23 protein-coding genes are annotated in these 25,852 nt (G+C 67.4%); 11 read left to right on the top strand and 12 right to left on the bottom strand.

What is annotated here, in order from left to right:
- Nucleotides 1-20: 20 nt before the first annotated feature.
- From F573_RS0109100 to F573_RS0109130, 7 genes are all read right to left on the bottom strand, one after another.
- A complete protein-coding gene (locus tag F573_RS0109100; protein WP_019022325.1) occupies nt 21-959 on the bottom strand; it encodes an ABC transporter ATP-binding protein in 939 nt (312 codons plus the stop codon).
- A 26-nt stretch (nt 960-985) separates the two neighbouring features.
- Complete coding sequence (gene ntrB / locus F573_RS0109105) at nt 986-1,834, bottom strand: nitrate ABC transporter permease (protein ID WP_019022326.1); 849 nt, start codon at nt 1,832-1,834, stop codon at nt 986-988.
- Nucleotides 1,835-1,837: 3 nt separating this feature from the next.
- The gene (locus tag F573_RS0109110; RefSeq protein ID WP_019022327.1) at nt 1,838-3,292 is read right to left on the bottom strand and encodes an ABC transporter substrate-binding protein; all 1,455 of its coding nucleotides are present in this window, start codon (nt 3,290-3,292) and stop codon (nt 1,838-1,840) included.
- 209 nt (nt 3,293-3,501) lie between these two features.
- On the bottom strand, nt 3,502-5,190 hold the full coding sequence (locus F573_RS0109115; RefSeq protein ID WP_019022328.1) for a sigma-54-dependent Fis family transcriptional regulator: 1,689 nt from the start codon (nt 5,188-5,190) through the stop codon (nt 3,502-3,504).
- 215 nt (nt 5,191-5,405) lie between these two features.
- On the bottom strand, nt 5,406-6,245 hold the full coding sequence (locus F573_RS0109120) for an ABC transporter permease (protein ID WP_019022329.1): 840 nt from the start codon (nt 6,243-6,245) through the stop codon (nt 5,406-5,408).
- On the bottom strand, nt 6,242-7,525 hold the full coding sequence (locus F573_RS0109125) for an ABC transporter substrate-binding protein (RefSeq protein WP_019022330.1): 1,284 nt from the start codon (nt 7,523-7,525) through the stop codon (nt 6,242-6,244). The genes F573_RS0109120 and F573_RS0109125 overlap by 4 nt, the downstream gene beginning before the upstream one ends.
- A 36-nt stretch (nt 7,526-7,561) precedes the next feature.
- Complete coding sequence (locus F573_RS0109130; RefSeq protein WP_019022331.1) at nt 7,562-8,431, bottom strand: ABC transporter ATP-binding protein; 870 nt, start codon at nt 8,429-8,431, stop codon at nt 7,562-7,564.
- Between the two features lie 452 nt (nt 8,432-8,883).
- Here F573_RS0109130 and F573_RS0109135 point away from each other — a divergent pair, with 452 nt between their 5' ends.
- The 4 genes from F573_RS0109135 to F573_RS0109150 are packed head-to-tail and all read left to right on the top strand — an operon-like array spanning nt 8,884 to nt 12,442.
- Nucleotides 8,884-9,432: an OsmC family protein gene (locus F573_RS0109135; protein WP_019022332.1), complete on the top strand. Its 549-nt coding sequence runs from the start codon at nt 8,884-8,886 to the stop codon at nt 9,430-9,432.
- Nucleotides 9,433-9,449: 17 nt separating this feature from the next.
- Nucleotides 9,450-10,586 (top strand): acyl-CoA dehydrogenase family protein, encoded by a 1,137-nt coding sequence (locus tag F573_RS0109140; RefSeq protein ID WP_019022333.1) that lies wholly within the window; start codon nt 9,450-9,452, stop codon nt 10,584-10,586.
- A 21-nt stretch (nt 10,587-10,607) separates the two neighbouring features.
- Complete coding sequence (locus F573_RS0109145; protein ID WP_019022334.1) at nt 10,608-10,991, top strand: DUF302 domain-containing protein; 384 nt, start codon at nt 10,608-10,610, stop codon at nt 10,989-10,991.
- Nucleotides 10,991-12,442, top strand: coding sequence for an FAD-dependent oxidoreductase (locus F573_RS0109150; RefSeq protein WP_019022335.1), 1,452 nt, complete (start codon nt 10,991-10,993; stop codon nt 12,440-12,442). Before F573_RS0109145 ends, F573_RS0109150 begins: the two co-directional genes overlap by 1 nt.
- Nucleotides 12,443-12,483: 41 nt before the next feature.
- Here F573_RS0109150 and glgB read toward each other — a convergent pair whose 3' ends face one another.
- Nucleotides 12,484-14,697, bottom strand: coding sequence for a 1,4-alpha-glucan branching protein GlgB (gene glgB / locus F573_RS0109155; RefSeq protein ID WP_019022336.1), 2,214 nt, complete (start codon nt 14,695-14,697; stop codon nt 12,484-12,486).
- A gap of 90 nt (nt 14,698-14,787) precedes the next feature.
- On the opposite strand from glgB, the gene glgC reads away from it, so the two are divergent.
- From glgC to malQ, 3 genes are read left to right on the top strand one after another with little or no spacing between them, the layout of a single operon-like run.
- Entirely contained in the window at nt 14,788-16,053 is a 1,266-nt protein-coding gene (gene glgC, locus F573_RS0109160; protein ID WP_019022337.1) for a glucose-1-phosphate adenylyltransferase, read from the top strand.
- Nucleotides 16,043-17,830, top strand: a complete 1,788-nt coding sequence (locus F573_RS0109165; RefSeq protein WP_019022338.1) for a glycoside hydrolase — start codon at nt 16,043-16,045, stop codon at nt 17,828-17,830. Before glgC ends, F573_RS0109165 begins: the two co-directional genes overlap by 11 nt.
- 3 nt (nt 17,831-17,833) lie before the next feature.
- Entirely contained in the window at nt 17,834-19,324 is a 1,491-nt protein-coding gene (gene malQ / locus F573_RS0109170; protein ID WP_019022339.1) for a 4-alpha-glucanotransferase, read from the top strand.
- 100 nt (nt 19,325-19,424) lie between these two features.
- On the opposite strand, the gene F573_RS0109175 is transcribed toward malQ, so the two are convergent.
- The 4 genes from F573_RS0109175 to mtgA all read right to left on the bottom strand — a co-directional run bounded on the left by F573_RS0109175 (nt 19,425) and on the right by mtgA (nt 24,061).
- Nucleotides 19,425-20,024 carry a hypothetical protein gene (locus F573_RS0109175; protein ID WP_019022340.1) on the bottom strand — a complete coding sequence of 200 codons (600 nt, stop codon included), beginning with the start codon at nt 20,022-20,024 and terminating at the stop codon, nt 19,425-19,427.
- A 144-nt stretch (nt 20,025-20,168) separates the two neighbouring features.
- A complete protein-coding gene (locus tag F573_RS0109180) occupies nt 20,169-20,855 on the bottom strand; it encodes a zinc metallopeptidase (protein WP_019022341.1) in 687 nt (228 codons plus the stop codon).
- 86 nt (nt 20,856-20,941) lie between these two features.
- The gene (locus F573_RS0109185; RefSeq protein WP_019022342.1) at nt 20,942-23,251 is read right to left on the bottom strand and encodes a mechanosensitive ion channel domain-containing protein; all 2,310 of its coding nucleotides are present in this window, start codon (nt 23,249-23,251) and stop codon (nt 20,942-20,944) included.
- Between the two features lie 69 nt (nt 23,252-23,320).
- A complete protein-coding gene (gene mtgA, locus F573_RS0109190; protein WP_019022343.1) occupies nt 23,321-24,061 on the bottom strand; it encodes a monofunctional biosynthetic peptidoglycan transglycosylase in 741 nt (246 codons plus the stop codon).
- 215 nt (nt 24,062-24,276) lie between these two features.
- Between mtgA and F573_RS0109195 the strand changes: the two genes are divergently transcribed.
- The 4 genes from F573_RS0109195 to scpB are packed head-to-tail and all read left to right on the top strand — an operon-like array spanning nt 24,277 to nt 25,842.
- Nucleotides 24,277-24,606, top strand: coding sequence for a hypothetical protein (locus F573_RS0109195; RefSeq protein ID WP_018870549.1), 330 nt, complete (start codon nt 24,277-24,279; stop codon nt 24,604-24,606).
- Complete coding sequence (locus F573_RS0109200) at nt 24,599-24,985, top strand: thiol-disulfide oxidoreductase DCC family protein (RefSeq protein WP_019022344.1); 387 nt, start codon at nt 24,599-24,601, stop codon at nt 24,983-24,985. Before F573_RS0109195 ends, F573_RS0109200 begins: the two co-directional genes overlap by 8 nt.
- 7 nt (nt 24,986-24,992) lie before the next feature.
- A complete protein-coding gene (locus tag F573_RS14860; RefSeq protein WP_081617424.1) occupies nt 24,993-25,151 on the top strand; it encodes a DUF2256 domain-containing protein in 159 nt (52 codons plus the stop codon).
- Nucleotides 25,152-25,185: 34 nt separating this feature from the next.
- Nucleotides 25,186-25,842, top strand: a complete 657-nt coding sequence (gene scpB / locus F573_RS0109205) for an SMC-Scp complex subunit ScpB (protein ID WP_019022345.1) — start codon at nt 25,186-25,188, stop codon at nt 25,840-25,842.
- The last annotated feature ends 10 nt before the right edge of the window (nt 25,843-25,852 follow it).

A 25,852-nucleotide genomic window follows, 5' to 3' on the forward strand; every position in this document is an offset into this window, starting at 1 on the left:
GGATTGCGGTACGGGTGGTTTCAGACGGCGTGCACCGCGGGCTCGCCGGTGTTGCTCCGCCCGGTTGCGGGACCCGCCGCGGGCGGGGCCTGCGCGAGGGCGGGGTGCACGATCTGCGGCCGGTGGCGGGCCGGGGCACCGCTGGCCGCGTGCTCCCGGGCCTCCTGCGCCAGTTCCTTCGCGCGGTGGACGAGGAAGTCCACCAGGTGGTTGCGGATGGGGTAGTAGGCCTCGTGCTGATGCAGGGAGGCCCGTTCCCGCGGTCGCGGGATGTCGATCTGCACCGATTCGGCCACCCGGGCATGGGGGCCGTTGGTCATCAGCAGCACGCGGTCGGCGAGCAGGATGGCCTCGTCCACGTCATGCGTGATCATGAACACCGTCTGCCGGGTCTCGGCCCAGATCTTCAGCAGCTCTTCCTGGATTACGCCGCGGGTCAGGGCGTCCAGCGCGCCGAACGGCTCGTCCATCAGCAGCAGCTTGGGTTCGATGGCGAAGGCGCGGGCGATCCCCACGCGCTGGCGCATGCCGCCGGAGAGCTGGGATGGCTTGCGGTCCATCGCATGCTCCAGACCCACCAGCTTCAGATAGCGCTCGGCGTGTTCGCGCCGTTGCGCCCTGCTCCAGCTCGGCCAGCGGGCCCGCACCGCGAACAGCACGTTGTCGCGGGCCGACAGCCACGGCAGCAGGCTGTGGTTCTGGAAGATCACGCCCTGATCGAGGCTCGGCCCCGAGATCTCCTTGTTGTCCATGATCACGTTGCCGTCGGTGGGCGTGGCCAGGCCGGCGAGGACGTTGAGGATGGTGGATTTGCCGCAACCGGAGTGGCCGATCAGGCAGACGAACTCGCCTTTCTGGATCTCCAGGTCGACCCCTTCGAAGACCGTCATCAGGTCGCTGGAGTCGGGCTGCGGAAAGCGCTGGCTCAGGTTCTCGATTTCGAGGAAGCCCTTGCTCATGTCAGTTCTCCTTCAATGCGTCGGGCTCAGTCGGCGTAGCGCACCAGCCGGGTGGTCTGGGCGAGGGAAGCATCCAGAAGAAAGCCGACGAGGCCGATCAGGATGATCGCGAAGATCACGCTGGCGAGATCGAGGTTGTTCCACTCGTTCCAGATGTAGTAGCCGATTCCGGTACCCCCCACGAGCATTTCGGCGGCCACGATGACCAGCCACGCGATGCCGATGGAGATGCGCATGCCGGTCAGGATGGTGGGGGCCGCGGCGGGCAGGATCACCGTGAACGCTGTGCGCAGGTTGGACAGCTCGTGGGTCTTCGCCACGTTCAGCCAGTCATTGCGCACCGAGGCGACGCCGTAGGCCGTGTTCACCAGCATGGGCCAGATCGAGCAGATGAAGATCACGAAGATCGCCGACATGTTGGAGTCGCGGATGACGAACAGCGCCAGCGGCATCCAGGCCAGCGGCGAGATCGGTTTGAGAATCTGGATGTATGGATCCAGTGCCTTGTTCAGCAGGGGAGACATGCCGATCACGAAACCGAATGGAATTGCGATCAGTGCGGCCAGAGCGAAGCCCAGAAGAACCCGGTAGATTGAATAGGCCAGCTGGATGCCGATGCCCTTGTCATTCGGCCCGGCGTCGTAAAACGGACTGCTCAGTTCCTGAACCGCGTGGGCAAAGATCTCCGACGGGGCGGGGATGCCGCTGCCGGATCCCTGGGCCGAGCTCCCGCCCATCAGCTGTTCGTACTCGCTGAGTTCGCCGGTCTGCGGGGCCAGGGCTTCCGGGGCGGTGGCCCATTGCCACGCGCCCAGGAAGACCACCAGGATGACCAGCGAAAGCAGGGCCGCCCGGAAGTTGAGGTTGCTCAGCATGGGCTAGCTCCTCCGGATCTCGAAGCTGTCGAGATACCCCTCCGGGTCGGTGTAGTCGAACACCTTGCCCATGATCTCGAAATTCTTGTAAGTCCGGTCCGGTGCCTCGTACCCCATCTCCTTCATTACCTCGGCGCATTCGCTGGCGAGGAACACTTCTTCCGCCAGGCGGTTGTAGTCGAAGTCGCGATCTACGTAGCCCCAGCGCTTCATCTGCGTGAGGATCCAGGTCGCCATCGAGTGCCAGGGGAAGGGGTCGAAGTCGATCCGGTGCGGGTCGTTCTGCACGTTGCCCAGACCGTCGGCGTAGCGGCCGGTGAGCACCTGCTCCACCACCGACTGTGGCTGATTGAGGTAAGCACGCGGGGAGATGGCCTCGGCGATCTCGGCGCGGTTGTCGATGTCGGAACTGTACTGGGTGGCCTCGATGAGGGCCCGGAACAGGGCCCCGAAGGTGTTGGGATGTTCGTCGGCGAATTCTGCGGAACAGGCGAAGGCGCAGCAGGGATGGCCGTCCCAGATGTCCTTGGTCAGCATATGTATGAAGCCGATGCCATCCCAGACCGCGCGCTGGTTGAAGGGATCCGGGGCCAGATAGCCATCGACGTTTTCGGCGCGCAGGTTGGCCACCATCTCCGGCGGCGGAACGACGCGGATGCTGATGTCACGATCCGGGTCCAGCCCGTGCTCGGCGACCAGGTAGCGGAGCAGGAAATTGTGCATCGAGAACTCGAAGGGTACGGCGAAGGTGAAACCCTTCCAGTCTTTCGGGTCGCGCTTGTCCTTGTGCTTGTTGTGCAGGGTGATCGCCTGGCCGTTGATGTTTTCCACCGCCGGCATGATGTAGTGCGCGCGGGAGGAGCCGGCACCCAGGGTCATCGACAGCGGCATCGGCGAAAGCATGTGCGAGGCGTCGTATTCGCCGGAAAGGGACATGTCGCGTGCGACGGCCCATCCGGCGGTCTTGATGACGTCCACGTCCAGCCCGTGGCGCTCATAGAACCCCATGGGGTGGGCCATGATGATGGGTGTAGCGCAGGTGATCGGCACGAAACCGACGCGGAGTTTGGTCTTCTCCAGCGGTCCACCGCCTTCCTGGATGGCGGCCTTCACCTTGTCCAGGGGCAGCACTGATCCAAGTGCGGCGGCGAGGGTGCCGCCACCGAGCATCTGCAGGAAGCGGCGGCGATTGATTTCGTTGTGGCCGAACATGCCGCGCACGATCGCGCTTTCGACGGCGCGGTCGACCATGCCTTCCTGGTCGAGATCCTCTCCGGTTCGGCGTGCGCCGGGATCGGGTTCCTGGATGTTGCGCTGCTCCAGCTTCTCTTCCAGGTCCGGCGATGCGGTGTCGAAGCAGTTGCAGCTTCCGGGGCCGGTATGGCCGTGACGGCAGCTGGAGCCGTGCCGCAGGTCGGCGTTGGCGTCGAACGGATCGTGAAGGCTCTTGGTCGGCATGATCGGATCTCCTCATTTGCGGGCGATGCGGGGTCTCGAGGTCCGCACGGATTTCCCTCTGCAGTTGCCGTGCCAGGCTTGCAGAACTTTGTCCGGGGGCCGTTTTTGGTGCTCGAGCGGGCAGGCAGGGGGGGGGGCATTGTCGACATTGACGTCATTGTTGGGGCCGAGGTGTGCACGCGACATGCGCAGGTAACACGGGAACCGCTTTATTCGGCGCTTTCCTGAATTCCCAGTTTCTTCAGGCGGTAGCGCAGCTGGCGCGGGGTGAGGCCCAGGTCCATGGCGGCACGGGTCTTGTTGCCGCCGCTACGTTCGATGGCGTCCCGCAACTCGTCCGCTTCGGAGGCGTGCACGCGGCGGTAGGGGCGCACGATGGTGGAGCCGCCTGCCCTGTAGTGGTGCATGGGCGATCCGGTTGTGGAAGTGGTATCGGGCGGTGTGTTTTCCGGCGCCCCCTCCCGCGCGTCGGAAGAAGGCTCCGAGGCGGCGGGGGTCATGTCGTTGCCATGCACTCCCGGACTGATCCGGGATTCCTCGTGCAGGATCTCGTCGATCAGGCCGGTGCCGATGCGGCCCTCGCTGGAGAGCAGCACCGCGCGTTCCAGCACGTTCTCCAGCTGGCGGATGTTGCCCGGCCAGTCGAAGGTTTCCAGACGCTCCATCACCCCGTCGTCCAGGACCACGTTCCAGCCATGGACGTGGGTGTAACGGTCGAGAAAGTGCCGTGCGAGCAGGCGAATGTCGCTGGCGCGATCGCGCAGCGCGGGCATGTGCAGCGGGATTACGTTCAGGCGGTAGAACAGATCGAGCCGGAATTCCCCGGCATTGACCGCTTTCTGCAGGTCCTTGTGGGTGGCGGCGACCACGCGCACGTCCACCGGGATGTCGCGCGATCCCCCGATCGGCTGCACGACCCGTTCCTGCAACACGCGCAGGATCTTGGACTGCAGCGCCTCCGGCATGTCGCCGATCTCGTCGAGGAACAGGGTGCCGCCGTCGGCCAGGGCGATCTTGCCGGTCTTGGCGCTGGAGGCCCCCGTGAAGGCCCCTTTCTCGTGGCCGAACAGTTCCGATTCCAGCAGGTCGGCCGGGATCGCGGCACAGTTCAGGGAGATGAACGGTCGCGCGTTGCGCTGGCTGATCCGGTGGATCATGCGTGCGATCTTCTCCTTGCCGGTGCCGGAGTCGCCGGTGATCAGCACCGTGGCCTGGGTATCGGCGATGCGGTGGACCTGCTTGAGGACGCTGCGCAGGGCCGGGCTCTCGCCGAGGATCCCGTATTTCGCCCCCTGGGTGTCGAGGGCGCTCTTGAGGTAGCGGTTTTCCGAGACCAGTTCGGCCGTGCGTTCGGCGATCAGCTGGTTGATGCGCAGGACCTGGCCGATCATGGAGGCGACAACGCGCAGCACGTTGAGATCGTCCTGGAACTGGCGCGAGCGGCGGCGCAGCCGGTGGACCCCGAGTACGCCGATCGGCTGTTCGTCCTGCACGATGGGGACCCCGATATATGCCACGGTCTCCTGCGGCAGGGTGGAGCGGTCGACCGCCCGGGCGAGGTATTCCGGCTCGTTGTCGATGTCCTGGATCAGCGCGATCTGTCCGGTCTTCATCACCCGGCCGGTCACGCCCTCGCCCAGCGAGTAGCTGCCACGCTCGCGTTCGGCGTCGGTCAGGCCGTAGGCATGCCGGATCTTCAGCTGTCCGCTGTCCGGGTCCGGCAGCAGGACCCGGCCGCGATTGAGGCCCAGCAGCTGGGACATCATGCCGAGGATGCGGTAGATGGCGGCGTCGGGGTCGCGCGAGCGGCCCATCAGCCGGGCGACCTCCAGCAGCAGGGTGATCTCCTGCTCGCGGGTCGCGTGGTCGGTGCGGTCTTCGGTGGCGGTGTCGTTCATGCCCGGTGGACATGCAGAAACCCTGCCAGCGCCGTGGACCGGGCCCTGGCGGCGCACGGAGCGGATGCGGGCGGAACCTGGCGACTGATTTTGCACCGCGATGGTGCGGTCGGTTCCGGTACGCGCCCGAAGGGTGCAGTGCATGCCGCGGGCCGTGGACAAAAAAAGGCCCGGCCGCGCACGGCCGGGCAGACGGAGGGAGTGAGGGGGGCAGCTCAGCTTTCGGCGTGGTAGCTGCTGCGCCGGATCAGGCGCACGCAGATGGCGTCCAGCATGTAGCCGATCAGGCCGATCACCAGTACGAAGGCCGCCAGTTTGTCGTACTCCAGGGTGTCGCGGGCATCGTTGATGGCGTAGCCGAGGCCCGAGGTCACCCCCAGGTATTCGGCTGGGACCAGCACGATCCAGGCCACACCCACCGCCAGGCGGATGCCGGCGAACACGTCCTGGGCGATCGCGGGCATCACGATGTAGCGCAGGGTGTGGTAGGGGTTGGCGCCCAGGTTGTTGCCCACCTTCAGCCACATCGGATCGATGCGCTGCACGCCGTGCGCGGTGGCGTAGGTGATGGGCCAGACCGCGGCGATGGCGATCAGGAAGATGATCGCCGCATCCCAGGTGGCGAAGGCCAGCACCGCGATCGGCATCCACGCCAGCGGCGAGATCATGCGCAGGAACTGGAATGGCACGTGGGTGGTTTCGCGCAGCACGTTGAAGTACCCGATCATCACCCCCAGCGGGACCCCGATCAGGATCGCGTAGAGCAGGCCGAATCCGACCCGGTGCAGGCTGGACTCGATCGGCGACCACACCTGTCCGGAACTCACGATGTCCCAGAAGGCGGTCAGCGTGGGCCCGGGGGCGAAGCTGGCGAAGGCCATGGTGTCGGGGTTGTTGGCGATGGCCCAGCCGCCCCACCACCACAGGGCCAGCAGCCCGGCGATGCCGAGCAGCGGGTACTGCAGCCGCCGGCGCAGGTGGTTCAGGGAACGCAGGGAGGCCCACCCCCACTCCCCGGGGGTGGTCGGCAGGTCGAATGTCGCGTCGCGGTTCATAGCTGTACGATCTCCTCGCGGGCAAATGGCGAATCCATGTCCACGCCGGGTGCGTTGTGCCAGGCGGTGTATTTCTCCATGGCCTTCTCGACGAACTCGTAATTGACCAGATCATCGGCCACTTCCTGCGGATCCAGGCCCTGCAGAAAGGTGGTGTCGCCGCCGACCAGGGTCTCGTTCATCGCGCCCACCAGCATCTTCGTCGCCGAGGGGTAGGGCCACGGGGAGAAGTCGATGCGGCCGTTAGCCCAGTCGGCATGGCGGATCGCGCCGGAGTCGATGTAGGTACTGTCGTCGGCGTAGTTGGTCATCGCGCGTTCGACCACCCCGGACGGCATCGGCAGATACCCCTTGCCGTCGCGCGACAGCAGGTGGGCGATCTCCTTCTTGTTGTCCTGGATGTGACCCTGGGCGCGAACCACCGCGTTCATGGTCTTCTGCGTCCATTCCGGCTGGCGATCGGTGAGCGTCTCGTTCATGCACACCACGCAGCAGGGGTGGTTCTTCCAGATGTCGCCGGTGAAGCGCAGCAGGTTGCCGTGGGCCAGCATCTCGCCGGCGGCGTTGAAGGGCTCGGCGACGATGAAGGCGTCGATCGAGCGCGCGGCCAGGGCCGGCGGCATGTCCGGCGGCGGCATCAGCATCAGGTTGACCTCGTCCGGGGCCAGATCGTCGCCCTGATCCTTGATCACCGGCTTCAGGCCGGCGTCGCGCAGGGCCATCTGCATGACCACGTTGTGCATGGAGTACCAGTAAGGCACGGCCACGCTCATGCCGCCCATGTCGGCGAAGTCGTTGACCTCCACGTGACGCCCGGTGACCACCGCCGAGCCGTTGGTGTGCGCCCAGGACATGATCTTGGCCGGGAAGTTGTTCTGGTAGCGCATCCACAGCGGGATCGGCTTGAGCAGGTGGACCAGGTTGAAGCGGTTGGCCGCGAAAGATTCGATCAGCGGCGACCAGCCGCGGATCAGCTGCGGTTCGGCCACCTCCAGGCCTTCGTCCTCGAAATAGCCCTCGGAATGCGCGACCAGCAGGGCCGCGGCGTCGGTGATGGGGATGTAGCCGATGCGGACGACGCCGTCGAAGTCGTCCACTTCGGGGTCGACGCCACCCAGATCGGGCTGCTGGGCGAGCAGCGAACCCGGGGCGGTCAGGCCGGCGCCGGCGACCAGCGAGCCGGCCGCCGCCGAGCGCAGGAAGGTGCGGCGGGACAGGCTGCCGCCAAGGATGCGGTCGAGTTCCGCGTCGATGTCGTGGTGGTTGTCGCAGTTGCACATGGTGATGTTCCTCTCGGGGTAACGGGCAGGGACGGTTCAGGCCGCGCGAATCGCGCGACGGGCCGGGGCGGATCCGGATGCGGCGGGATCGTCGGCTTCGGGGGCTTCGGGGGCTTCGGCGGATGACGACGTGTCATCGGTCGGGTCGGGGCGCGAGGCCGGATGACGCGTCGCGCCAAAGAACTCCATCAGCTCGGCCTTCAGTTCGGTGAATCCGGGGCTGGTGCGGTCGCGCGGATGCGGCAGGTCCACCTTGAGCTGGTGTTGCAGCGTGCCCGGGTTGGAACCCATCACGACCACGCGATCGGCCATGGCGACGGCCTCTTCGATGTCATGGGTGACGAACACCACGGTGATGCCGCGATCCCGCGACAGCCGCACGACCTCGTCCTGCAGTTCGGTCTTGGTGAACGCATCCAGGGCGGAAAACGGCTCGTCCAGCAGCAGGAGTTCCGGGTCGGTGGCCAGGCTGCGCGCCAGGGCCACGCGCTGCTGCTGGCCACCGGACAGCGACTGCACGTTGACCTCGGCCTTTTCGGCCAGGCCCACCGTCTCCAGCAGGGCGTCGACGCGCTTGTTCATGCCTTCCTGACGGCCCTGAAAGATCAGGCCGAGGGAGGCGTTGCGGCGCACGGTCATCCACGGGTAGAGCGAGGGCTTCTGGAACATCATGTTCCAGCGCGGGCTGGGCTTGATGACCTGGTGGCCGTTGATGCGTACCGCGCCCTCGCTGGGGATCAGAAGGCCCGCGAGCATGTGCAGCAGGGTGGATTTCCCGCAGCCGCTCTGCCCGATCAGGGCGATGGTCTCGCCGGGGCTGACGGTCAGCTCGATGTCCTGGAGCGTCGGGTCCGTCTGTTTCGGATAGTGATGCGTGATGTAGTCGATGGAGATGGCTGCGCCCATGGCGATGCTCCTCTTCCGGGAACGTTGATGGGCCGTGGTTCTCACGGCGCGCTCACAGGAACCCTTACAAGAGGCGTGCCAGATGCAGAACGGCGGCGGACCGGGCGCGAAACGGGGTGGCTCCGGAGGGGGTGAAACGGCTGCAGGACGCGGATCAGCGGGGACCAGGCGGGGGTCACGGGCCGGCGCTGGCGGTGACGCCGGGTGGCGGTGGCCGACGTTTCGTCGTGGTGCAACGGGGCATTGTGTCGACAATGTTGGTGCAAAGTGCGGGCAAAGTGTCCGCTTTGTCCGCCCACGGGGCAGGGCGATCTCCCCGGATGGACTGCCGATCGGCCGAAAACCGCGGCATGGCGCCATCGGGGCCAACATGGCACGGCTTCTGCAACGGGACTGGCGACCCGGCCACCAAGGTTCGGGCAGTGACCAAACAATCGTCAGGAGACCTGATCATGTCGACCGCAGAAGCCACCACCACGATTTCCATGAATGCCCTGGATCCCATCGACCAGGACGGGCTGAACAAGCTCGCCGACAAGGGCAAGTCCAACCCCGACAGTGTCGTGACCCTCAAGGCGCGCACCGTGTGCGAGGGCAAGTTCCGCAACCTGACCTACGTGCGCGACCTCGATGCCCACGTGATCGACGAGCCCCCGCATCTGCTGGGCGACGACACTGCGCCCAACCCCTCGGAGGCCGCGCTGGCCAGCCTGGGGGCCTGCCTGTCGGTGGGGATGCATGCCAACGCCATCGATCGCGGCATCACCCTCACCAAGCTGGAGCTTTCGCTGGAGGGTGACATCAACGTGACCGCGGTCTGGGGCGTGGGCGATACCGACAAGTCCAAGCGCCTGGGCTTCACCGACATCCGCGTGAAGGTCGACCTCGAGGGCGACGCCAGCGAGGAAGAGCTGAAGGAACTGGTGGCGCACGCCGACTTCTGGTCGCCGGTCGCCAACACCATGCGCAACCCGGTCAACGTGGCCGTGGAAAAGGCCTGAGGCCGAGGAGACCCGTAATGCTCGAGACCCGTGAACAAGCAACGGGGGTGGCGCCGGTCTGTGCACCGGTGTACGCCGAGGACGGGCTGCGGGACCTGGTGGCGGGGCAGCTTGCCCCGCTCACCGTCCGCATCGACCGTGACGGCCATTACCCCGAGGAATTCCTGCATCAGGCGGGTCAGCTGGGTGCGTTCAATGCCCATCTGGCCAGTCAGAACCCCGCTGGGGCCACGGACCTGGTGTCCGCGATCCGCGCCGAGGAGGTGATCTCCGCCGAATGCATGACCACCGGCTTCGTTGCCTGGTGCCAGAACGCCTGTGCCTGGTACGTGGAGAACAGTGATTCCTCCACGCTCAAGCGCGAGGTCCTGCCGAAGCTGGCCAATGGCGAGGCGTTCGGCGCCACCGCCCTGTCCAATCCGATGAAATGGTTCGCCAGCATCGAGGAGCTCAAGCTCTCGGCCGAGCGTGTGGAGGGCGGCTACGTGGTGTCCGGGGCGCTGCCGTGGGTGTCTAATCTGGGCGACGATCACTACTTCGGTGCGATCTTCCGTACCACGGATGACAACCCGCGTCCGCTGATGGCGGTCATCAACTGCGCCGACCCCGGCTTCAGCCTGACCCCGTGCCCCGAGTTCATCGCTCTGGAGGGTTCGCGCACCTTCGGCTGCCATTTCGACCGGGTGTTCGTGCCCGACGAGCACGTGCTGGCCGATCCCCTGCCGGAGTACATCCAGCGTATCCGTCCCGGTTTCGTGCTGCTGCAGATGGGCATGGGCCTGGGCCTGATCGAGGGCTGCATCAACACCATGCACGAGGCCAACGAGACCCTGTCGCACGTGAACGGTTACCTCGATGACCAGGCGGGCGAGCTGGAGGAGGTCCTGGAAGACGCACGCCAGGCGACCTATGCCCTGGCCCGCGATCCCTTCGACACCAGCGACGCGTTCTTTGCCGACGTGCTGCAGATGCGTCTGACCGGTTCGGAACTGGCGCTGCGGGCCTCGCAGTCGGCGCTGCTGCACAGCGGGGCACGCGGTTACCTGTCCAGCGCGGCTGCCCAGCGCAAGCTACGCGAATCCTATTTCGTGGCCATCGTTACGCCTGCCATCAAGCACCTGCGCAAGGAGCTGGCGCGTATCCACGCCCACTGACCGGCGCCCGGAGGAGACATCATGCTGGAAACCACCACCAAACTCGATGCCGAAGCGGCCGTGGCCGCCCTGAAGGAGGCCGTGGAGGCGCAGGGACTGCGCGTGGCCGGAGAAATCAACGGCCAGGCCAATGCCGCGATGATCGGGGCCGAGGTCCCGGTCGACCGTATCCTCGAGGTCTTTCATCCACGCTATGCCCTGCGCGTGTGGGAGGCCTGCAAGCCCGCGGGTATCGACATCCCCCTGCGCATCCATGTCTGGAGCGACGGCGAGCAGCTGCATGTAACGGCGCGGCGTCCGTCGGAGGTGTTCGCCCCCTGGGGCAGCGCCGAGCTGGATGCGCTGGGCGCGGAGCTGGACCCGCTGTTCGAGGCGATTGTCGCCGGTCTGCCGGAGGTTGCGTGATGTCTGCTGAAGCCGAAACCGAAACCGAATATCGACGCTACATCTGCCGCGTGTGCGGCTACATCTACGACGAGGCGAAGGGCGATCCGGACTCGGGCCTGCCACCGGGGACCCGGTTCGAGGATATCCCGGACGACTGGTACTGCCCGGACTGCAACGTCACCAAGGCCGACTTCGACCGCCTGCAGCCGCGTGCCGAGGATCCGGTCGAGGCACAAGCGGCGCAGGCCTGGCGCACCCCGCTGGCGGACGACCCGGACGCGGTGGTGGTCGTCGGTGGCGGCATGGCCGGCTGGGCGATGGCCGAGGAGCTGCGCGCCCGCGACCCGGAACGCAGCATTCGTCTGGTGACCGGGGATCGCGGCGATTATTACACCAAACCGCGGATCTCCACGGCCTGTGCGCGCGGTGTGGACCCGGACGACTTGATGGAGGAATCCGGCGTGGCGCGAGCCGCGCGCCTGGGCGTCGAGCTGCTGCCGCACGTGCGCCTGCTGGACATCGACCGTCAACGCCGGCGTCTGATCACCCCGCGCGGCGGCATTCCCTACGGCGATCTGGTGCTGGCGACCGGCGCGAGCCCGATACGGCTCGACATCCCGGGTGACGGACCCCCGCCGCGGGTGGTGAACACCCTGGATGACTACCGCGCGCTGCGTGCGGAACTGCAACCCGGGGCCCGCGTGGCGATCGTGGGCGCGGGGCTGGTCGGCAGCGAGCTGGCCGATGATCTGGCGGCCGGCGGCTATTCGGTGGATCTGATCGAGATGGCCGAGCGCCCGCTGGCGCGGCTCGCGCCGCCCGAGCTGGGAGATGACCTGGCGGCTGCACTGGCGCAGCGCGGGGTCGCCCTGTACACCGGGACCTCGGTGGCTTGTCTGGAGGCCTTGCCGGCGGCGGGCGAAGGTCCCGTGGCGTCCCGGCTGACACTGGCCGGTGGCGAGACCCTGGAGGCGGACGTCGTGATTACCGCCCTCGGTTTGCAGCCGAACATCGACGTGGCTGCCGGGGCCGGCCTGGACTGCGGGCGCGGCATCCGGGTGGACGCAACGCTGGCGACCTCCGATCCCGCGATCCGCGCCCTCGGGGACTGTGCCGAATATGACGGCGTCCTGCGCCCCTACGTGGGTACGCTGCGGGCCCAGGCGGAAGTGATCGCCGATCGCCTGGCCGGGGGAACGGCGCGCTATGCACCGGACGCCGGCACCGTGCAGGTCAAGACCACCAGCCTGCCGATGCAGGTCTGCCCGCCATCGGTCGCGGATGCCGCCGCGGGTGCGTGGGTGTCCGTGGAGGGCGATGCCGACGCCCGCCGGATGGAGTTCCATGCCGACGGCCGCCTGGCGGGTTTCGCCCTGTCCGGGGCCCTGACCCGCGAGGCCGGGCCGATGGAGGCCCGGCTGGGCGAACCGGTGACGCAGCCGGAGGTTCGCGCGCGGATGGCGTCCTGACGGACGCCTCTGCCCGGGGCCCGGCGGCGCCGCCCGGGGCTTCAGCCTCCGGTCGGCTCCAGCAGCAGTGCGGTCAGCGGCGGCAGGTCCACGTGGAGGGTGGCCGGCTGGCCGTGAAACGCCTCGGTCGTGGCCTCGCATTGCAGCGGGCCGCGCGAGGCCCCGCCGTAGAACTCCGAGTCGGTGTTCAGCATCACCCGCCAGGTCCCGGAACGCGGGCTCGGGATGGGGTAGGCGCTGCGTTCCACCGGCGTCAGGTTGAGGATGACCACGCGTTCGTGGCCCTCCACGTCACGGCGCACGAAGCTGAGCACCGAATTGTCGGCGTCGTCGGCATTCAACCAGGCGAAGCCGTCGGGCTCGAACTCGCGGCCGTGCAGCGCGGGCTGCTCGCGATACACCCCGTTGAGGTCCTTCACCAGCTGTTGCAGGCCCTGATGCAGCGGGTACTGCAGCACGTACCAGTCCAGTTCTCCGGCTTCCGACCACTCGGTGCCCTGGCCGAACTCCTGGCCCATGAACAGCAGCTTCTTCCCCGGGTACAGCCACTGCCAGGCATACAGCAGGCGCATGTTGGCGTGCTGTTCCCACTCGTTGCCGGGCATGCGCCCGCGCAGGCTGCGCTTGCCGTGCACGACCTCGTCGTGCGAGAAGGGCAGCACGAAATTCTCCGAATAGGCGTAGATCTGCGCGAACGTGAGCTGACTGTGGTGGTAACGCCGGTAGACCGGGTCCATGCCGAAATACGTCAGGGTGTCGTGCATCCAGCCCATGTTCCACTTCATGGTGAAGCCCAGCCCGCCCATCGACGGCGGCCGGCTCACGCCGGGCCAGGCGGTGGATTCCTCGGCGATCATCACCACGCCGGGGTGGCCGGTCTGCACGGTCTCGTTGACGTCGCGCAGGAACTCGATCGCCTCCAGATTCTCGTTGCCGCCGTGGATGTTGGGGATCCACTCGTGATCCTCGCGGTTGTAGTCGAGATAGAGCATGGAGGCGACCGCATCCACGCGCAGGCCGTCGAGGTGGAAGTCCTCGATCCAGCACAGCGCCGATGACAGCAGGAAGTTGCGCACCTCGGGACGGCCGTAGTTGAAGATCAGCGTGCCCCATTCGCGGTGCTCGCCCAGACGCGGGTCCTCGTGCTCGTACAGCGCGGTGCCGTCGAAGCGGGCGAGGGCGAAGTCGTCGCGCGGGAAATGCCCCGGCACCCAGTCGAGGATCACCCCCAGACCGGCCTGGTGGGCGGTGTCGACGAAGCGGCGGAAGTCGTCCGGGTCGCCGAAGCGCGAGGTGGGCGCGAAGAAGCCGGTGGACTGATAGCCCCAGGAGCCGTCGAACGGGTGCTCGGTGACCGGCAGCAGCTCGAGGTGGGTGAACCCCATGTCGCGGGCGTAAGGCACCAGGCGTTCGGCCAGTTCGGCGTAGTTCGGCCAGTCGCCGTCGGGGCTGCGCTGCCAGGATCCCAGATGGACCTCGTAGACGCTCATCGGCCGGTGCTTCCAGGCTTCGGGGTCGCGATTGTCCATCCATTCGCGGTCGTTCCACTCGTAACCGCTCTCCGGGATGACCCGCGAGGCGGTCTCCGGGCGCACCTGGTAGGCGGCCGCATAGGGGTCGGACTTCAGACGCAGCTCGCCGGTGTCGCGGTTGCGGATCTCGTACTTGTACAGGGTCTCCGGACCCACCCCGGGAATGAACAGCTCCCAGGTGCCGCTGGAACCGTGCACGGTCATCGGGTGGCAGCGCCCGTCCCAGTGGTTGAAGTCGCCGACCACGCTGACCCGCTCGGCCGCCGGCGCCCATACGGCAAAACGCACGCCGTCGATCCCGTCCCGGTTTTCGCAGTGCGCGCCGAACATGCGGTGGGCGTGCCAGTGGCGGCCCTCGCCGAACAGGTGGCGGTCGAAATCCGGGATGTTCGGGGCGAAGCTCCACGGGTCGATGACGCTGACGATCTCCTTGTGTCCGGACGGGCGCCAGCGCAGCTCCGGATGCTCCGCCAGCTTGCGCGAGGCGCCCTTCCATACGAACAGCCCCGGGGTGTCGGTGGTGTCCATGGGCTCCGGGGGTGCGTCGGGTTCCGGAACCAGCCAGACCTCGTCGGCCTGCGGGAACCAGGCGCGATAGCAGGTGGTCTGGCGATTGAGGGCGTGGGCCCCCAGGACCGCATGCGCGTCGTGCAGACGGGCCTGTGCCAGACGCCGGATTTCATCCGCGACTTCCGTAATGCAATTGTTCCGGTCAGTTGTCATACTCGAGGCATCCGCTTCACGTAGAGTGGGGCCGGTCAACGGAATCCGCGGGGGAACCCGCAACCAGCAGCTTTCTGCAAGGATGGGCCTATGAACCCTCAGCCGCAACGGTTCGTCAGCCGACTGACCCGGGAAACCCTGGCACTGGTGCTTGCCGGAGGTCGCGGGTCGCGACTCAAGCAACTGACGCTGTGGCGGGCCAAGCCCGCCGTACCCTTCGGCGGCAAGTTCCGCATCATCGATTTCCCGCTGTCCAACTGCATCAATTCCGGGATCCGCCGGGTGGCGATCCTGACCCAGTACAAGGCGCATTCGCTGATCCAGCACATCCAGCGCGGCTGGAGCTTCCTGCGCGGGGAATTCGGCGAATTCATCGAACTGCTGCCGGCGCAGCAGCGCATCGAGACCTCCTGGTATTCGGGGACCGCCGACGCGGTCTACCAGAACGTCGACATCATCCGGCAGCACGCCCCCAGTTATGTGCTGATCCTCGCCGGCGATCACATCTACAAGATGGACTACGGGCAGATGATCGCCCAGCACGTGGAAAGCGGGGCGGACATGACCGTGGGCTGCCTGGAGGTACCGAAGGAGGAGGCCACCGGGTTCGGCGTGATGGGCGTGGATGCCGAGGGGCGCGTGACCTCGTTCGAGGAGAAACCCGACGATCCGGCGACCATCCCGGGCAGCGAGACCCATTCGCTGGCCTCCATGGGGATCTACGTCTTCAACCGCGATTTCCTCTTCGAGCAGCTCCTCAAGGATGCCGACGACACCTTCTCCAGCCATGATTTTGGCAAGGACATTATCCCCCGCATCATCGAGAAAAACCGCGTGATGGCGTACCCGTTCCGCGACGAGGCCGGCCAGCGCCAGGGTTACTGGCGCGACGTCGGCACCATCGATTCCTACTGGAAGGCCAACCTGGAGCTCATCGGCGTGACCCCCGAACTCAACCTGTACGACAGCGAATGGCCGATCTGGCCCTACCAGGAGCAGCTCCCGCCGGCCAAGTTCGTATTCGACGACGACGACCGCCGAGGCATGGCGATCGACTCGATGGTCTCCGGAGGCTGCATCATCTCCGGCAGCCGGGTGCGGCATTCGCTGCTGTTCTCCAGCGTGGAGGTCAGCGCCTGCGGCGAAGTGGAGAACTCGGTGATCCTGCCCGACGTGCAGGTGGGCGAAAACGCCGTGATCCGCAACGCGGTGATCGACAAGGCCTGCCGCATCCCGCCGGGGACCGAGATCGGACTGGACGACGAGGCCGACGCCCGCGATTACTACGTCTCGCCCGGGGGCGTGCGTGTGGTGACCCCGGAGATGCTCGGTCAGGGACGTCACCATGTCCGCTGAGCGCTCCTCGAAGGCCCTCGCCCGTGTTCCGGACAAGCTGGACGTGGTGCTGTGCTGGCACATGCACCAGCCGCAGTACTTCGACGGCGGCCGCCGGGAGTATGCCCTGCCGTGGACCTACCTCCATGCGCTGAAGGACTACACCGACATGGCGGCCCATCTGGAGGCCTGCCCGCGGGCGCGGGCGGTGGTGAACTTCGCCCCCATCCTGCTGGAACAGATCGCCGACTATGCACGGCGCGTGGACCGGGCCCTGAAGAACTGTGTGCCGGTCGGGGATCCGGTGCTGGACATGCTCCACATGGACATCGTGCCGGTGGAGCCGGACCAGCGCCGCGAGATCATCCGCGCCTGTCTGCGCGCCCACGCGCCGCGCATGATCGACCCGTTTCCGCTGTTTGCCCGGCTTGCGGCCATCGGACGCCAGGCGCTGGAGGACGACATTCTGCTGGCGCATCTGGACGGGCGCTTCTTCCAGGAACTGGCCACCTGCTATCAACTGGCCTGGACCGGCGAGACCGTGCGCCGCGCGCGGCCCGAACTGCAGTGCTGGTTGAAGGCCGAAGCCGGCTTCGAGTCCGGGGTGCGTCGGCGTCTGCTGGAGATCCTGCGCGACGAGCTGCACAACGTGATCCCGCGCTACCGCAAACTGGCGGAACAGGGGCGGGTGGAGCTGTCGTTCACCCCCTACGCCCACCCCATCATGCCGCTGCTGCAGGACCTGGCTTCGGCCCGCGAGGCCATGCCCGAGGCCGAACTGCCGGAGGCCCCGGCGTATCCCGATGGTGAAGCCCGGGTGCGCTGGCACATCGAACGCGGGCTGGAGGTGTTCGAGAAGCACTTCGGCATGCGTCCGACCGGTTGCTGGCCGTCCGAGGGCAGCCTGAGCGAGGCCACCATTCGCCTGCTGGACGAATACGGCCTGCGATGGACGGCCAGCGGCCAGGGCGTGCTGGGCAACAGCCTGGAAGCCGCCGGCGGCATGCCGGATGCGGAGGACAATGGCAACGGCAACGGCGAGGGCGAGGAAGACGGGCCCCGCGACCTGCAGGGCTGGCTGCACCGTGGCTATCGACTGCGGGACACCGAGATTGCGCTGTATTTCCGCGATGACGGACTGTCCGACGCGATCGGCTTCCGCTACGCCGACTGGCACGCCGATGACGCGGTGGCCGACTTCGTGCACCACATCGGAAACATCGCCGAGGTGGCCCCGGCCGGCAGCGTGGTGTCGGTGATCCTCGACGGCGAGAACGCCTGGGAGTACTACCCCGAGAACGGCTTCCATTTCCTCAGCGGGCTGTACGAGGCCCTGGCGCAGCACGAGCGGCTCAACCTGTGCACCTTCGACGACGTGTGCGCCCATGCGACGACTTCCGGGGGTGCGGCGCCGGTAGAGCTCCCCGGCCTGGTGGCGGGTTCCTGGGTCTACGGGACCTTTTCCACCTGGATTGGCGACCCCGACAAGAACCGTGGCTGGGATCGGCTGATCGAGGCCCGCGAGGCCGTGGATGCGGCGATCGCGGAGGACCCCTCGCTGGATACACCGGAACTGCGCGAACAGCTCGCGATCTGCGAGGGTTCCGACTGGTGCTGGTGGTTCGGGGCCTACAACCCGGCGGGTTCGGTCAGCGACTTCGAACAGCTCTATCGGCGCCACCTGGCCCGGTTGTACCAGCTCGCCGGCCTGGCGGTGCCCGAGGCCCTGGAGGAGGTGCTGTCGGTGGGCGGTGGCGATCCGGCTGCCGGAGGGACCATGCGGAAAGGGCAGGACTGATTCATGGAAGAAACGCAGCATTCCAATCCGCTGCTGCAGCGCCGGCGTGCCGGCGTGCTGCTGCACCCGACGTCGCTGCCGGGGCCGCATCCGGTGGGTACCCTGGGCAACGAGGCGTTTCGTTTCGTCAACTGGGCGGCCTCGGCGGGTTTCACCCTGTGGCAGATCCTGCCGCTGCACCCGGTGCAGAGCGACGGGTCGCCGTATGCCAGCATCTCGGCGTTTGCCGGTGATCCGCGGATGATCGATCCCGCGCGGCTGGCGGAGTCGACCGGGATCGTCGATGACGGCCGGCCGGTGGAAGAACTGCTGCAACGGGCCGGTGAGGCGGTGGCACGGGACGAACATGCGCTGCATTCGGCCTGCCGTGCGTTCCTCGAGGAACAGGGGCCGATCTGGCTGGATGACTTCGCGCTGTTCTGCGTGATCCGGGCGCGCCACGACGATCGCCCGTGGTGGGAATGGGACCCGGAGTTCCGCGATCGCGAGCCGGAGGCCCTGGAGCGGGTGGCCCGCGAAGAAGCGCAGGCGCTGGAGCAGGTGCGCTTCGTGCAGTTCGTGTTCGCCGATCAGTGGCGTACGCTGCGCCGCCATGCCAACGATTGCGGACTGATGCTGCTGGGGGACATGCCAATCTTCGTTGCCCATGATTCGGCGGACGTGTGGGCGAATCGCGAGCTGTTCGACCTGGATGCGCAGGGACAGCCGCGCACCGTGGCCGGGGTGCCGCCGGATTATTTCTCCGAGACCGGACAGCGCTGGGGCAATCCGCAGTACCGCTGGGACCGCCTCGCCGAGACCGGCTACGCCTGGTGGATCCTTCGCGTGCGGCGGGCGCTGGAGACGGTGGATGCCCTGCGGATCGACCACTTCCGGGGATTCGAGTCGAGCTGGGCAATCCCGGCCGAGGAGCCGGACGCGACCCGGGGTTACTGGTTCGAGGGGCCCGGTGCCGAATTCTTCGACGCGTTGGCCGACGAACTCGGGTACCTGCCGGTGCTGGCCGAAGATCTGGGGGTGATTACGCCGGAGGTCACTGCGCTGCGCGAGCGCTTCGATTTTCCCGGCATGCGGATCCTGCAGTTCGCGTTCGAGGGCGGCGAGGCCAACCCGTACCTGCCGGCGAATCATGACGAGATGAGCGCCGTGTATACCGGCACCCATGACAACGACACCACCGTGGGCTGGTTCGCGTCACTGGATGAACCCATGCAGCAGCACGTGCTGAATGTCCTGGGGGAACCGGAAGATGCGGCCGACACCATGCCCTGGCCGCTGATCCGCACGGCGTACGCCTCGCCGGCGCGTATCGCGATCCTGCCGATGCAGGACGTGCTCGAGCTGGACAGCGAACACCGGATGAACCGTCCCGGGACGGTGGAGGGTAACTGGGACTGGCGTTTTGACTGGGAGTGGGTGCCCGGGGAACGTGCCGGCGAGATGCGGGCACTGGCCGAGGCGCACGGCCGGCTGCCCGAGGGCGGGCAGGGCTGACGTTCCGGCCGGTCCGAGGGGAGGCCTCGGCGGAAACGAAAAAGGCCCGGTCAGGTGACCGGGCCTTCGGATCCGACGCGGGAAATGCGCGTGATCGGATTTACCGCTGGGGCGCCATGCCGGGCGCGCCACCGCCACCCCCGGGCTGCTGTTGCTGCATCATTTCCTGCTGCAGGGCTTCCATGCGCTCGATGACATCGTCAATGTCGGCGTTTTCCGCGCGCATGGCGCTCATCAGGTCTTCCCGCAGGGATTCCTGGGCGTCCAGGATCTCCGGATCCTCGGCTACGGCCTGCTGGGCTTCCTGCAGGTTGCGCTGCGCCTGCTGAACGTCTTCGGACTGGATCAGCTGCTGGCGTTCTTCCGCGCTCAGGTCGGGATCACGCAGGCCTTCCTCGGCGGATTCCAGGGTGTCCAGATCGGAACGCGGTTCAAAACCGGCGGCTTCCATCTTGTCGAGGACCAGTTGTTCCAGTTCCTCGCCCTTGCGCTCCAGCTCGGGGTTGTTTTCGATGGCCTGCTGCTGGGTCTGCGCGAGGGTCTGCTGGAGTTCCTGCATCTCCATCTGCGGGCCGCCCTGCTGCGGCTGCTGCTGGCCGCCCATGCCCTGGCCCATGCCCTGGGCGTGGGCCATGCCGCTGGCCAGTGCGAGGACTGCGGCGGCGGTCAGGCCGATGATCGACCGGGAATGTTTCTGCATCGTACTGCTCTCCTGAAAGGATGTCTCTTGCCACTCTGACGGCGAGTGATGAACCACAGCTTAACAGCCTCGAGGCCCGCTGTGGCGGTGGTGGGGAGACCGCGCAGATGGCCCGTACGTTCCATTGACGGGCGACTCGCCCGATCAGCGCCGCAGGTCGCGGAACCACGAGGCGATGTTCAGCAGACTGGCGAGTGACTGGGCGAGATAGGTATACGCGGCCGCGCGCAGGATACGCTCTGCGTGGCGGTAATCCGGTTCGTGCAGGTAGCCGCCCTCGCGCAGCATCGGCATCGCCCGACGGAAACTCGCGTCCAGTTCCGTGGGCAGGGTCACGAAATGGACCAGCGCCGCCATGCCCATCGACAGCACGCCGGCCAGGAAGAACAGGATGCCCGGCGCCGGGTGGCGGGTGATCAGGGTGATGATCGGGATGCCGATCATCAGGATCGCGCCCAGCCGCTGGGCGTGACGGGTGGCGGCCACCAGGGTGCCGCGCAGCTGCAGCGGGCGGTAGCCCCGTGCGTGCTGCACCGCATGGCCGACCTCGTGGGCCGCCACGGTGACCGCGGTCAGCGAATGGCCGTGATAGTTCTCCTGCGACAGCCGCACCGTGCGATCGCCGGGATCGTAGTGGTCGCCGTCTTTCGTGGTCTCTACGTCCACATGGGTCAGACCGTGGCGGTGCAGCAGCTCGCGCGCCATGGCCGCGCCGCTGTGGCGGTAGCGATCTTCGGGGCGGTGATATTTCTCCATGGTGCGCCGAACCCACCAGCCCGGCAGCCAGGCGATCAGCAGGAGCAGCGGTATGACCAGGATCAGCAGACGCATGCCATGATCTTCACCGGAGCGGCCCGCCGGTCCAAGAACCCCCGGCAGCCCGCGGGGCGGATACCGGCCGGCCGGTCACTGGTCCGTCATTCGTCGACGTCGTCGTAGTCGCCCTTGTGTTTCGGATTGGGGCGTGCCCGGCGGTCCCGCGAGTAATCGGTATCGTCGGTTTCCGCTTCGGGCATGCGCCGCGATTCCAGCACCCGGAGGTTGGCCGCCGGCGCCGACCCGTCCTTGTCCTCGCCGAAGTACAGCGTGGTGTGCGGGAACGGGATCTCGATGCCGGCAGCGTCGAAGTGGCGCTTGACCAGGCGGTTGAACGCGCGGCCCAGGCCGAACTGGGTGCCGGGCGCGGTCATGATGCGGATGCGGATGTTGACCGAGGAGTCGTCCAGCGCGGTGACTCCGTGCACCTCCATCTCGTCGAGCACGTTGGGGCCCTGTTCCGGGTCCTGCTTGAGCTCCTCGAAGGCCTCGCGCAGGCGGACGATGACCTCGTCGATGTCCTCGCGATAGGCCACCCCGTATTCGCCCACGTGGTAGGCGTATTCGCGCATGTAGTTGGAGACCGCATCCACCGCGGAGAACGGGATCAGGTGGTAGGTGCCGGCGAGGTCGCGCAGCCCGAGCGAGCGGATGGTGAGTTTCTCCACCGTGCCGGTGGTGCCGGTAACGGTGATGACGTCGCCGACGTTGATGGCGTTTTCCAGCTGGATGAACACCCCGGTGATGATGTCCTGCACCAGCTTCTGCGCGCCGAAGCCGATGGCCAGGCCCAGTACGCCAGCGCCGGCCAGCAGGGGGCCGATGTTGATGCCGAGCTCGGCGAGCACGATCATCATGGTGAATACCAGCAGGGCGATCGCCACCGCATTGCGGAAGATGGTGAGCAGGGTCTGCTCGCGCGCGGTGGGCTCGCCGTCGCCGGTCGCGGGGTTGAGCCGGTGCTCGATCCAGCTGGCGAACACCAGCCATACCAGCGCCACCGCCAGCAGGATCAGGGCGACGGAGATCGCCGTGCCGAGGATCAGCGCTCCGGCATCCGAACGCACCCAGTCGAACAGGTTGAACGCGCCCCAGCCGTCGGCGATGACCGCGAGCACGATCAGCAGGATCACCAGACGCATGGTTTTGAGGGCCCGCGGTACGTAGGCATTGAGACGGGCCTGCAGCAGCGGGAACTTCTCGCGGGTCTCGTCGGGGATGGCGATCTCGCGCCCGATGATCTGGGTCAGCAGGGTCGCGATGAAAAAGCCGACGAAGGCCGCGATCAGGGTCTGCAGCGTGGCCGTGGCCATGAACGGCAGCGCGTCGTCCGGACGGACGATGCTGACGACGGTCAGGGCGAGGAAATAAAGCAGCGCCAGCAGGTGCCAGGACCGTGCCAGCAGGCTGGTGACGATGCGGGTGAACGAGAAATACGAGCGGTTCGCCAGCGCCATCAGCCGGTCATGCACCCGCTGGCGGTTCTGTAGGATGATGGTGGCGGCGTACAGGAAGGCCGTCAGCATCACCAGCAGGCCAAGGGACCGGCCGGCCTCCGGGGAGACATGCATGCCGGTCAGTGGCACCAGCAGCAGCAGGCCGTAACCGATGTAGGAGACGATGCGCGCGAGCCAGGCGTTCCAGTAGGCGGCTTCTTCCCCGGCCATGGGCAGCAGGCGCAGGCCCTGGTAGCGGGTGGCGAAGATCAGCCGCAGCGCGGCGCGCGCCAGCTCGATCAGCAGGAAGGCATTGAGGAACAGCGAATGCCGGGTCTCCATGGCGCCGGGTTCGCCCAGTACGAACAGCGCCAGGCCGTAGCCGGCAACCCAGGCCAGGACCACCGCCACGAAGTCGATGATCGCGGCCAGGCCGACCCCGGGCAGGGTCCGCAGCAGGCGGTACTGTTCGGCCGCGTTGAGGACCCAGCGATCGATGCCGCCGAACATCGGCGACGCCACGCGGCGCAGGACCCAGTAGATCACCAGGGTGATCAGGATGATGATCGCCAGGTCTCCGACCGCCATGCCGAAGGGGATCGGGTCGATGGCGCGCAGCTGCGCAACGGTGTCTTCGGCCACCGTGCCCAGCGCGCGGACCTCGGCCACCGTGCCCTCGGCCAGTCCCTGGGTCAGCCGGGCGATGCGGCGGGGCAGGGTCACCGCCTGTTCGGCGGTTTCGTCTTCCGCCGTGCTCTCCGCCGGATCCGCGGCGCCTCCCTCCGCGCGCAGGGTCTCCAGCAGCCGTTCCCGCGCCTCCGGATCTTCCAGCAGCTCGATCAGCGCCGCGTGGGTCTCGGCGGAGGAGGGGGCATCGTCCGCCATGGCCGGGCCGGTGGTCAGGGCCAGCGTGGTCAGGAGCAGGGCCAGGAGGACGAAAAGCAGGCGCTGCGGCGAGCGAAGTGGTGCGGCCACGCGGAACCTCGGACGGGCGGGATGGAACTTCGCAGTGTAAAGGTCCGGAAGCCCGGACCAAAGTCCCGTTCAGTGTTTCCCCGGGGATTCCCGCACCGGCCGCAGCCAGCCGGGTCCCAGCACCCCCATCTGCTCCTCGATCCACGCAATGCGGCGCTCGAGGGTTTCGCCCGGGGTCACCGGATCGAGGCGTCCGGGGGAGGGCAGGATGGCCGCCAGACGCGCGGCCTGCTGCGGGGTCAGTTCGCTCGCGGGGACATCGAAATAATGCTGTGCCGCATTTTCGATGCCATAGATCCCGGGGCCCCACTGGGCCAGGTTGAGATAGACCTCGAGGATGCGTTCCTTGGACCACAGCAGTTCCATGCCCACGGTCAGACCCGCCTCCAGGGCCTTGCGCAGCCAGGAACGCTCATGCCAGAGAAACAGGTTCTTGGCGGTCTGCTGGGTGATGGTCGAGGCCCCGCGCAGGCGTCCGCCGCGCGCGTGGTCGGTCAGGGCCTGGCGCACCGACGACCAGTCGAATCCGCGGTGCCGCGGGAAGCGCTGGTCCTCGGACGCGATCACCGCCAGCAGGACGGCGTCCGGCAGTTCCTCCAGCGAGCGCCACTGGGGGCGGTAACGGGAGGCGGTCGCACGGTCGGTGGCCGTGACCATCGCCATGCCGTAAGGTGGATCGACCCGGGCGAAATACAGCAGCACCGCGACCACTGCGGCCAGCACCAGCCCCAGCAGGGCGACGAGCAGCCACAAGAGGTAACGCAGCGGCCCCGGTGGCCGGGCGCGGCGACGTCGACCCAGGAGCATCATCGCGGGCGCCGCTCCGCCGTCGGGGTTTCGTGGTGGTTGTACCCGGAGTACCGTTTCATCGGAAGCAAGAATAGCGCAGGAAAGGTCCGGCTGTGGCGAACTCCGGGACCTCCGCACGGCCCAAGGATCACGGAGATCGCCATTCGCCGCGGATCACGCGACAGGCCGGCCGGACGTGTTCCGGCCCATCAGAGACAACAACAAGGAGGCGAGCCATGGAATACCTGCCGTATCGCTACACCAGCGGAAGCGGGGAGCAGCTGACCTTCGAGTTCGCGCTGCATCCCGAGACCGATTCGGCCGTGCGCGTGCAGCAGTTGCTGGACCGCGTGCTGACCACGGTGGATCACGAAGTGGCGGTGCTGGGTGACACCTGCAACGGTGATCTGCTGCAGGCGCTGGCGATGGCGCTGGCGGTGCGCACGGAAATGATCCCCGCCGACGGCGAGATGACCCGCGGTCTCGCGCGCGATGTGGTGGAGCGTGCGCTCCGGGCGCTGCCCGAGGCGCGCCACGAGATGAGCGGGCCCGTCGGCCATGCCTGAACCGCGCGAACGGCCCGTGGTGTTCTTTGACGGCGGCTGCCCGCTGTGCCGCCGCGAGATCGGCCACTACCGGCGCCTGGACACGGCCGGCCGGATCGACTGGCGGGACATCCATGCGGATGCCGCGGCGCTGGAAGGCCGCGGCATCGCGTGGGAGGACGCCATGCGGCGTATGCATGCGGTGGACGAACACGGCCGGGTGGTGAGCGGGGCTTACGCCTTCGTCGCCACCTGGCGGCACCTGCCGTACTACCGCGTGGCGGGGGCGGTGCTGCATCGGCTGCCGCCGGTGGTCTGGCTGATGGACCGGGTGTACAACGTGTTCGCCCGTTCGCGCTGGCGTTCCCGCTGTCGCGACGGGGTCTGCCCGCCGCAGTGAGGCCCCGGTGAGCCGCGCGGCGCGCGGGCCGCAAAGGCCGCAGAAGACCTGTGTGGTCTGCGGCCGTCCGTTCACCTGGCGGCGGAAATGGGCGCGTTGCTGGGACGAGGTGAAATACTGCTCGCAGCGCTGCCGGCGGATGCGGGGCCGGCGCGGTCCGGTATAATCGTGGCCTGGTCCAGGCATGCCCGGGAGGGCCGATGTCCCGACACGATGCGCCCGACGAGCTGGAGCTGACCCTGGAGGCGGTTCTTTTTGCCGCCACCGAACCCGTACCCCTGCGCGATCTGCGCGCCGCCTGCGCGGAATCGGGCGAGGTCGAGCGCGCGTCGGTGGAAGCGGCGCTGGCGCGTCTGGAGACGCGCTATGCCGACCGCGCGATCGAACTGGTGCGTTCGGCCGGCGGGTATCGTTTCCGCGTCCGGCCGCAGTACTCGGGCAGCGTGCGCGCGGCGCGGCCGGAACGCCCGCAGCGGTTGTCGCGCGCGTTGCTGGAGACGCTTGCGATCATCGCCTATCGCCAGCCGGTCACCCGCGCCGAGATCGAATCGGTGCGCGGGGTGGCGGTCAGTTCGGGGATCATGCGCGGGCTGCAGGAACGGGAATGGATCTACGTGGTGGGGCACAAGGAGCTGCCGGGGCGACCGGCGCTGTACGGCACCACCCGCACCTTCCTCGACGATCTCGGACTGCAGGCCCTGGACCAGCTGCCGCCGCTGGACGAGATCCGCGATCTGGCCGACGTGGCCACGGACGCCGGGCTGTCACTGGCGACCGACGAGGCCAATGAGGCCGACGATGACGGCGACGGGGAGGGGGACGCAGCGGAAGCCGGCGAATCCCGGGAACCGTCCTGATCAGCGTTTC

It is taken from the genome of Thioalkalivibrio sp. ALE23 (genome assembly GCF_000378545.1).
Classification (GTDB): domain Bacteria; phylum Pseudomonadota; class Gammaproteobacteria; order Ectothiorhodospirales; family Ectothiorhodospiraceae; genus Thioalkalivibrio.